Source organism: Kocuria atrinae C3-8 (genome assembly GCF_000286355.1).
Classification (GTDB): Bacteria; Actinomycetota; Actinomycetes; order Actinomycetales; family Micrococcaceae; genus Kocuria; species Kocuria atrinae_A.
In genome coordinates this window covers 1-9,789 of sequence record NZ_AJXN01000123.1, presented here as the reverse complement: position 1 = coordinate 9,789, position 9,789 = coordinate 1, and the positions used below count along the sequence as shown (strand labels likewise).

At 56.1% G+C, this 9,789-nt stretch carries 7 protein-coding genes and 1 pseudogene; 6 read left to right on the top strand and 2 right to left on the bottom strand.

Annotated features, from left to right (window positions below):
• Positions 1–331: 331 nt before the first annotated feature.
• From YO9_RS0112880 to YO9_RS0112845, 6 genes and pseudogenes are all read left to right on the top strand, one after another.
• A complete protein-coding gene (locus YO9_RS0112880) occupies positions 332–700 on the top strand; it encodes a PASTA domain-containing protein (RefSeq protein ID WP_317259833.1) in 369 nt (122 codons plus the stop codon).
• Between the two features lie 1,006 nt (positions 701–1,706).
• A pseudogene (locus tag YO9_RS18640) lies at positions 1,707–2,870 on the top strand (heparinase II/III domain-containing protein); the annotation flags it as partial.
• Positions 2,867–3,475, top strand: a complete 609-nt coding sequence (locus YO9_RS18635) for a hypothetical protein (protein WP_223286548.1) — start codon at positions 2,867–2,869, stop codon at positions 3,473–3,475. The pseudogene YO9_RS18640 and the gene YO9_RS18635, both read left to right, overlap by 4 nt.
• Positions 3,476–3,522: 47 nt before the next feature.
• Positions 3,523–4,773 (top strand): glycosyltransferase family protein, encoded by a 1,251-nt coding sequence (locus tag YO9_RS18630; protein WP_223286547.1) that lies wholly within the window; start codon positions 3,523–3,525, stop codon positions 4,771–4,773.
• Positions 4,770–7,427, top strand: coding sequence for a glycosyltransferase family protein (locus YO9_RS18625; RefSeq protein WP_223286546.1), 2,658 nt, complete (start codon positions 4,770–4,772; stop codon positions 7,425–7,427). The genes YO9_RS18630 and YO9_RS18625 overlap by 4 nt, the downstream gene beginning before the upstream one ends.
• Positions 7,420–7,947 carry a hypothetical protein gene (locus YO9_RS0112845; protein WP_016997846.1) on the top strand — a complete coding sequence of 176 codons (528 nt, stop codon included), beginning with the start codon at positions 7,420–7,422 and terminating at the stop codon, positions 7,945–7,947. Before YO9_RS18625 ends, YO9_RS0112845 begins: the two co-directional genes overlap by 8 nt.
• On the opposite strand, the gene YO9_RS0112840 is transcribed toward YO9_RS0112845, so the two are convergent.
• Positions 7,944–9,599, bottom strand: a complete 1,656-nt coding sequence (locus YO9_RS0112840; protein ID WP_223286545.1) for a heparinase II/III domain-containing protein — start codon at positions 9,597–9,599, stop codon at positions 7,944–7,946. The two genes, YO9_RS0112845 and YO9_RS0112840, sit on opposite strands and share 4 nt — an antisense overlap.
• A complete protein-coding gene (locus YO9_RS21735) occupies positions 9,589–9,735 on the bottom strand; it encodes a DUF6270 domain-containing protein (protein WP_223286544.1) in 147 nt (48 codons plus the stop codon). The genes YO9_RS0112840 and YO9_RS21735 overlap by 11 nt, the downstream gene beginning before the upstream one ends.
• Positions 9,736–9,789 lie beyond the last annotated feature (54 nt).

Below are 9,789 nucleotides of genomic sequence, written 5' to 3'. Positions count from 1 at the left end.
AGACACGTCGAGGCCTTCATGGATCGGGTTGCTTGGTCGCTACCCATCCTGGAGGCCTCGACCTCTACCCAGACCTCACAACACACCCCTCGAGACGCCCACGCGCACACCGCTACCCATGCTCATCTGTGAAGGGCCAGTAACGTAGTCATAGGTGCGAATTCCGTGGTTCTGAGTTCGGTGCCTGATAATTGCGTTGTGGCCGGGGTGCCAGCACGCATTGTATCCCGTGATATGTCAAAATATGGCGCCTACACTGGGGTGAAGAGCTGAACCGAAAGTCAAAGATTTAGTCCTATCCCCATTCAACTCACTTAGTAAGGGTAAAAAAATGAGTAAGAACATCGCTCGGCGTTTGAAGTCTGCCTCTATCGCAATGGTCGTAGCCACATTACTAATATCTCTCTCAGCGTGTGGTGCGGGGGAGGGGGCAGAGGGCAGTCAAAATGGTGCGAGCGAGCCAACTCAGTCACAGCAGCCCGAGGTGAGTAAGCTGCCCTCGTTTGAAGGAAAGTCCCTGTACGAGGCGATTGTCTTCGCGAGGGAAAACAATTTGTCTTATGCCATCTCAGATCCGAAGGGCGACACTCCGAAGACGGAGAACTCGCGTGAATGGAAGGTCGTCAAGCAGTCCCCCGTGGCCGGAGAGACCTTCAAGGATCGCAATAAGTTGGAATTGACCGTCGAGAAGTCCAATTGATGTGTGGGCACCTTCACTCCGCCGAGGGTGCCCTATATCTGAGTCAAGAATCCGAGGCCCCTATGACGCGTTCCGTGGACGAGTCCATCAGACTCATTACAGACACATTCGTCCCGAGGATCAGCAATCAAGCTGCTGAGGATCGAGCTCGGCTCTTCAGCTTGGAGGGCATCATCGCTCATCCCACTCTCAGCGACGTGCCCTTCGACGCGGGGGGATGCTGGGCGGTGCCTCTGCCGCGAACTCACGGCAGATACTTACATGGATTCCTATTCCTTGCTGATTGGAATGGAACAATCTTGGAACATGTGGAGGACAGAGAGAACGCGCACCGAGCTGCACTCGACCTATTATTGTCGTGGTACGCCAACAATAAGACCGCACCTGGGTCGTGTGAGATGTCGTTCCACGACGAAACTACGGCACAGCGGAGCCTCCAGATCGCGCGATTGCTCGACAATTATCCAGGGACCTTGCCCCAAGAGGCGCTTACCGATATTGGCGAAATGGTGCGGCTCCATCTCTCCCTGCTGTCATCCTCGTCGTTCTACGCGGGGAACAACAATCATGGAATGTTTCAGGATATAGCTCTCCTCAGGCTGGCCACGAGTCGCATGGGACAAGAGCTCACTAACGTTGAACGCCGAACTGAATTGCGCATGCTAGCATCGCGTCGCTTGGAGCAGTACTTCACGTCATGTTTCACGGAAGACGGGGTCCACGTGGAGAACAGTCCCGGTTACCACTTCATGGTGAGTCGATACTTGAGAGATCTTCTACCGGTAGTTGACCTCTTGAATCCGTCAAGTTCTAGTGAGTTGCGTAATATTTACTCGCGCGCGGAACGATATGCCACACATATAATTATGCCGGACGGCTATCTCCCGCCACTTGGTGACACGAAACACGAGCGTGTAAGGGACATTTCGCACCGAACTACATTTGGTTCGGACGAATTCCTTTATTCGGTGTTTCAGGGACGTAAAGGAACGCCCCGGGGGCAAATTCGGCTATTTTCCCCAGTGCAGGATATGCTCTTCATCGTTCACAATGGGATGATGCAAAGTCTGATTGGCTGCTCTTTAAAGCGGGATATCACTCGAACTACCACCACCATGCGGATGATCTCTCACTGCTCGTGCACAGCGGGGGTTCCATGGTCCTGGGTGAATCAGGACCTTATGGTTACGACTATTCCAACCCATTAACAACCTACGCGTTCTCGCAGTTCGCCCACAATGTGATCACCGTGGATGGACTGAGTCAACCACGTTCGCAACCCACGCCGGGTGGAATTGATTTCATTGATCATGCCCAGGACTCATCCAACGTTTTCGATGTCGAGGGCGTGAATCGACGGTCCAAGAACTGGAGCCATCACCGAAGAGTGACCGTCAGACCCGAACAATCTCATGACGCGCCCGGAACAAGAATCTCAGTGCACGATGTGGTTCTGTCCTTGGATGAAGGTGTACACAACTACGCATTGCGCTGGCACGTTGGTCCGGAGGTCAAGCCATTGCTCCGTGGGAACGCTCTTGAACTGTTCAAAGGACACACCAAAGTCTTGGAGATTACGTGGAGGGCGCCGCAACCGATCACCGCGCGGCTCATCCGTTCGCAGGACGCCGAGAAACCCAAACCATTCAGGTTCCCACGGTTCGGTGTGGCGGAGGAGGCTACTGTGCTGGAGCTGTCAGGTAGCGGGCCACGATTCGACGTTGCGACAGACATTCGAACCTCCGATTTTCTGCTGAAGGACTGGGGCGTCGGGCAAAAGGATTCGCCGTGGTTTAATTACCAGGCTGAGATGCCTGTGAACTATCGACTTGAAAAGAGCACCAACGCATCTAAACTTGTTGTGGTTTTTTCTGCCATGGCTCCGACTGGAAGCTTTACGTACAACTACAAGAGCGCTCTAGCCGGCGTTAATGCCCACAAACTCTATGTCCTCGATGATTTTGGTGATCAGGGAGCGTATTTTTACTCTGATCACAGAGCGTTATCAATATATCGTTCTGTTCTTGAGGCGGTGACTCATGTCAAGGAAGAATTAGGGATTGAGTGGCAGGATGTAGCCTTTGTTGGAAGTTCCAAGGGCGGTACGGCAGCCTGGTGTTTGGCTCGTCAGTGCCCGTGGGGAGGATCGTCGTCGGAGCGCCGCAGGTGAAAATCGGATCGTTCCTGCGAAAGCCGCACCCCAATATTCTCGAATACATGACTGGTGGCACGACCGAGGAATGCGTAGACTGGGCAGACCGGATTGTCACTAATCACCTTCGACGCGTATGGTCAGAAACCAAGATCGATCTGCTCATCGGCACACGAGACCATCATTACCGGGACCACCTTCCCACCTTGCGAAAAGAGCTGGAACGGATGAATCATCCAAGGTTTTCCGTGCAAGAGATTGAAGGACTTACACACGCTGATATAGGCCGTCCTTTCAGATCATTCATCGGAGAGCAGCTGGAGCCGTGGGCTGGTCGCCAGTCCTTTCACTCAAGGGAGACTTCCACCGGACCCGCCGTCGAGGCTGAGGTTCGGGGGAATGCCATCACCGCAACGTTGACCAAGGTAGCGCAGGGGAGTGATATTGCCTTCTACTTATATGAGGCGCGCGATCCGGTGCAAAAGATTGGTTATGTCAAAAATCGATTTACTATGACCTTTGAAGATCTGCCAGCCGGAAAATATCGAGTCCGTTGTTTTGTCAGGTCAGATACCCATTCGGATCCAGTCACTGTTTCAACGCCGGTGCTGAAAGTTAATTAGGTTTAGTAATTGTGGACATGAGTGATATGGCACGCAGACAGGTGATAATGGACAATCAGATCATTGTGGGGTCTCCCGAATTTGTCGGCTGGGAGGAATTCACGCAAGAGAACGTAGATTTTTCGGCTAATACCTGGGTCCATCTGGGGAGCAGTGCCTTCGAACGGTTTGAAGAACTCCATCGAGCTGAACAAATCAAGGTTGCGACTCACCTGGCGGTCGCTGCGGGAGTAGTGACGGACGAACTTGATCATTTGATTCATCTCGTACGTCTTGTCCCTCGCTCATCTGCAAAATTCAATATCATCGATCGAGGCGACCGGAATGTCGAGGAAACCACATTTCCAGTAACCGCGATGGATGAATCCGTCTGCAAGGTTGTCGTTCATGTAGAACGCATTCTATCCACCGGCGACGAGTCCTACAACGGTGTTCACCAATTCTTTGAACAAGCCGACGGATTTAAGCCCCAGAGGCCAGGTCAACATTGGCTGCCAATTCCCAAAAATCAGCGCGATGAGATGGGCCGAGCTAATCCCCGAAATCTTGCCTGGCATCTTATAGTGGCAGCGGATTGCCTCCGGGCCAATGTCGTCGTTACAGACAATGTTGACGTCATGTGGTCATTGCTGGGCCACAAAACTACCGGTGCACGAATGGTCCTGGATTTGTCGGATGTGACCTTTCAACCCGGAGGCCTTACACTCGGAGCCGATTTGCGGGATCTAGCTGCAGTTTTGCTCGAACGTCAGGGGCGTATCCTCGTCTCATCTGTCGACGCTCACGACTCAATGTCCGTTCTAGTCGGTGACGAACTATCCGAAGTGCTGGTGTTGACGGAAGGGGCGGGGCAGAGCGAGCTCCAGCAAGTGGCTAGTAACCTCCGTCCGTTGGTTAACCTGGGCAAGGAAACCAAGCTCCTGGTGGCAGGACATGATTACAAATTTCTAGGTGAACTGGTGAGTCTCCTACGAGGGGTTCCGCGACTCACGCTCACCTTTGATCAATGGACGACTCAAACGAGACATGATATCGACGTTTCGGATGATCTTCTTAATGACGCAAACGTGATTCTTTGTGAGTTTGCGTCGCATAATGCCATTTGGTATTCGTGGCATAAGCGTTCGGGACAACGGCTCATTGTGCATTTTCATGGATACGAATTGTTCCAGAGCTGGATTCACGACATTAATGTATCCAATGTCGATCAGTTTGTGTTCGTCTCGGAGTTTTACCGACAAAGAGTGGTCGACGAACTTGGGTGGCCTGCGGAGCGTACAACGGTGGTACCAACATGATCGATTTGGAGGATCATCAGGGAGCCAAAATCGCGGGCGCCCGGTTCCATTTGGGCTTGACCGGATACGTGCCCATCCTCAAACGGCCCGATCGCGCGCTGGATCTACTCGAACTGCTTCTGGAACACGATGACCGCTACGTGCTCCATTTACGGGGCCGCAACCCATGGGACTACTCTTGGATTTGGCGAGATCCTGTCACTCAAGACGCCTACCGGGCGTTTTACGAGCGGCTCACTGACCAACCCGAATTGCTTGCCCATGTTTCATTCGACCCGTTCGGTCCGGACATGGGCCAGTGGTTCCGGAGAATCGGGTGGATGCTGTCTCCGAGCACTCGGGAGACTTTCCACCTTGCACCCGTTGAGGGCCAGGCGAGCGGCGCAGTCCCCGTGGTGTGGGACCGTGACGGAGCAGGGGAAATCTTCCCGGGGGAATTCGTGCACGCGGACACCCAGGCCGCTGCTCGGGCTATCATCAACGCCAACCAGGACGAGAACGACTACAACTACGCCGCAGAGAATGCGCGCAGGTCCGTTGAGCGTTTCGGCATTGCCGCAGTCGCTCCTCAATGGGCTGACGTGCTTTTCGGCGAAACCCAGGACACACCGCAGATTTCGGAGCGCTTTGAACGATCCGATTTGCTCGATAGGTTCGAGCGAGATGGTCGTGTCGAAGACCTGGATCGCCTAATCATCCTGCTGCTCTCGAGAGAGCGAGATCTTTGGGCAGCGGAGGAGCTGCTCGAGCGATTCCCCGAGCATATGTCCGGACTCAGTTCCTTCACCAGGGATACCTTGCGTGAGATGCGCATGGCTCGATCATTCTGTCAGGGCCAGTTCACCCGGCCTCCGCGCAGCCCAGGGGTTGCATATCAGCCGCGCCAGGGTACAGCGTTGTTTGTGCGTGAATACACCGATTCGGACACATCACCACTTGACGCAGTGCAGATCACGGCCGATGAAGTCACTCGCCGTGCCCGGGTCGAGCGCCCAGCGGCCCTTGCCGTTGCAACCGATGCGGTTACCGCGTGGGGAACCCTGGTGGCCGCCCGTCGCCTCGGTATTCCCGCGATCTTGGTCGGCGAACGTGGGCAGGACGAGTGGCTTCCGCCCGTGGATGAGTTCGACGCGGCGCTGAGCCACGGAGATGAAGTCACTAGCGAAATCGTCCATACCGCCGTGGCAGCGCACACCCGCCTCACCAAGCACACGGATTCCGTGTCCCTCAGTGAGCTCACAGTTGGTGTGATCGCCGACGAGTTTACGGAACGCACGATCTCCGGTCGTTGCCGAGTTATCAGGATTCCTCGCCGCGACGCTTACCTCTCCGTGGTGGCACATGACCTTGACGTTCTGTTCGTGGAATCGGCATGGAGCGGTCACGAAAAGGACTGGTTCCATGGGGTCGCCTATTACAAGGACCATCGGCAAGAAATTGAACAAGTCATTGCCACCGCCAGGGCCATGGGTATTCCGGTGATCTTCTGGAACAAGGAAGATCCCGTCCATTTCCGTTCGTTCGCACCCACCGCGGCGCTGTGCGACGCTGTGTACACCACAGATGCTGACAGAATCCCTGCTTATCTCGAGCTCGGAGGCGGGCGTCGGCCCGCAACGGTCGCGTCTATGCCGTTCTACGCAGAACCAACTCTGCACCATCCACTACCCGGCGCCTGGCCCGAAAAACCAACAGTCAGTTACGCGGGCACCTACTACGGCGCACGGTACGCAGAACGCTCGGATGAACTCGACGGCATCCTGGGTGCCGCGGCCCAACATGGGCTCACGATTTACGATCGGCAGCTCAACATTCCCAACTCGCCGTACCGCTTCCCGGCGCGCTACGACGAGTTCATAGAGGGTGGCCTGAGCTACGACGAGGTTCTCGAGGCCTACAAGGCGCACCCAGTGCACATCAACGTCAACTCGGTCAATGACTCGCCCACCATGTTCTCCCGACGAGTCGTCGAGATCGCCGCGTCCGGTTCAGTAGTCGTCAGCGGAAAAGGCAGGGGAGTGCGCGAATCCCTGCCGGCGGTCACCGCGAGCGATGATCCCGATACCCTTGGCGCAGTGATGGCCGGCTGCTTGGAGGATCGGTCCATGTGGCGCGCCTCCGCGTGGGATCAGCTACGGGCCGTGCGCCGTTCCTATCTCGCTGAGCACGCACTCGCCGTTATGTTTCGTGGCGCGGGTCTCCCGGTGCGGCTCACAGACGAAACGGCCTGGACCGCCGTCGTGGATCGGCTGACACCGGAGATCGCCACGAACCTCGCGGAACAAACACATCCACCCGCTGCAGTAACTGTCTTATCGGCTGAGGACACCGCTCTAGCCACCCTGAGCGCGCACGGCATCCCGGTCACAGACTCGCCCGTTACGCGGTGGTCTTCGCAGTGGAACGAAATCGGGTCACCCACGTGGGCAGAAGATCTCATGCATGCCGCACGCTTCGCACCCGAGGATGTCTCTCAGATCGGTGCGCGAACGGGCACGTCTCGTGAGAGGGGGCTCATTACTTGGCATGGTGCAACACATGGACCGGTGTACTACCGGGAGACTGAGCGCACCGGGCGGACGCTGATCTGGCTCCTACCGGACCAGAACCAGAAACCTCATGAGCACCATGACTCAAAGGAGATCTATGACTGACACTGAACGCGTCCTGGTGGGGCGCGAATCCACACCCGAACCTCCTGGAGTCGGTTCCTCGACTCTAGGCCAGGTCCTGCAGTTGGACGAATTGAACGAGTACACGGGTCGTCGGGGCGTGGTGGTACTCTCCAGTGCCGGTAAACGTAGTGCGATGCGCAAGGACGGTTTCAGCGTGTTCCCTGCGGTCCCTGGTCTGATCAGCGAGACACTGCGCATCCTGCGTCCAGGAGCCTTTGTTCTGGACGGCAACGCATTGGACGAGGGACCGTGGGCTGGCGCTATGACGGACGCCGCGCCCGAATTGCTCGCCGAATTGACCGAAGCCGTCGAGACCGCGCGCGATCTGAAGTTACCAATCTATTGGCTCGGTGAGGTACCCGCAGATCCTGAGCACCCATTGGTGCCCCTCGCGGAGCACTTGCTAGTGGTCACCCCGGGAAGCGAGCTGTACGAGGGAACGGTCGAAGGTGCTCCGCCGAGCCGTCTGGTACGGGTGCTGCGTACGATCGCCAGCTAACCACTAAGGGCTGCGCGAAGGACGCATTCGGGCGTCTCCGCCCGGTCGGCTACTGCCCGGTCACCAATGTGCAGCACGGTGGTGAACTCTTGGTCCAGCCCTCGCCCCACGAAGTCCAGACCGTAAACCGGGTGTTTGACCCCGCTCTGATCGGAGTACCACCCACGGTGTCGGTCGAAAGTCTCCGCGCGGTAGATGTCCTCGTCGAACGCACCAATCGCCATTACCGTCAAAACCCGGTCGTCCGTGGTGCATGCCCAGTGACCATGGCCCAAACGCTCCGGGGCCACTTTCGGTCCCAGGAGCCAGCGTTGTCTGGCCGTGGCTGACTTGAGATCACCCATCATTCGAACAGTGTCCCGTACGACAATCCACCTGTCGGGATACACAGTGACGTTTCGCGCCACCTGGAGCCGTTCCGGCACATCGTACGAACCGGTCATCGACTCTGTAGAACCGTTCCGATTCGGGCCCCGATCCAGCCGAGAGGCATACCCGGGCCACGCTTTCTTCATGTCGTGGCGCATCATGCCATCTACGTCCTCGACGAAGATCCCACTGTGTCCGTAGGAGGATTCGATGCTCACCCGATACGGATTTGTGCGGTCGTATAAGTAAGATCCAGCGTCTACGATAAGCGGCTGGCCGTCATACCAAAGTGTCAATGAGGTGTCGTCGTGGTGCTTGTGGATCTCGGAGCGTCCGCCACAGATCATGGAAAGGTACAGTCGTTCGTCCTTAATCACGCCGAAGCCAGAGAGAGAATAATCACCGGAGGCATTGATCGAGGGCCTTGCATTCACCTTGACACGTGCTGAATCGCCTACTGTGGGGACCGTGTTGTCCTGCAACATGCAGTGCCCAAGTGCCACATCGGCTCGTTCTAGGATGGGGCGCAGAACACGATCGAAGGCTTCGTCTATGTGCTCGACTGCCTGAAGCTGCATCACCTGGTCATAACAGCGGAGATTAAAGTTGTGGTATCCCACGGTGTTCTCGTCGCACATACCGTTATCGTCAAAGGCCTTCTCCGCCAACTCAATGATTCGACGAACTGCAATGTCCTTGACCTTGCTATCACCTAGGGGCCGCTCCACGGCCACGTGCCAGGCCAACAGGGCAATGCTAGTCATTAGGCCATGGTTATTGGGCCGATAGGTACGGTCATCGCAGATCCATTCGAGGGTTACATGCGCCACTTCTGCAAGGGATGTGCGGAATCCTGGCTCTGTGGCGATCTCGGCGGCCTCAAGACATGCGTGTAGCCGTGTGGCGGCAGCGTGATCGGCACTGGGAATGCTATTGGCTCGCTGCAGTCCCTCCAGTGACCCGTACTTCTCGAAAGCACTGCGCCAACCGCGTTCCCACGTTGGCCGCAATTCTTCACGTCCTTGGCGCAATGCTTCGCCAAGTACCCGAAGTGCAAACAGCGAATATACCCACATAGTGTTGCCGTATTGCTGTGATTTGAACTTCTGTTCGAAGTCAATCCCGCTGGTGGGTGTCATATGTATTTGCGCACCCGATAGGAATTGTACGGTCGCATTACCGTACTTGTCACTATCTTTTAGGTATCCCAATGACAAGCGATTTGGATAGCTCTCAGGAAGTTTCGCAGGAAGATCTGTGACCACGGTTGAATCAGCGCTCATCGAGAACCTCCCTCAGTTTCCCCAGGAAATGCAAATAGAAGTCCTGGGTGAAGTGGAACGGTGACAGCCCCCATCTGTGATTGCTGTCGGCGACCATAAGCTCATCGGGATAATCGATTACTAAGCCTCGATCCACCGACTCAGGTTAGGGCCGGCGGCCGATATCCCGGATCGGCACTGAGCCGTTTTT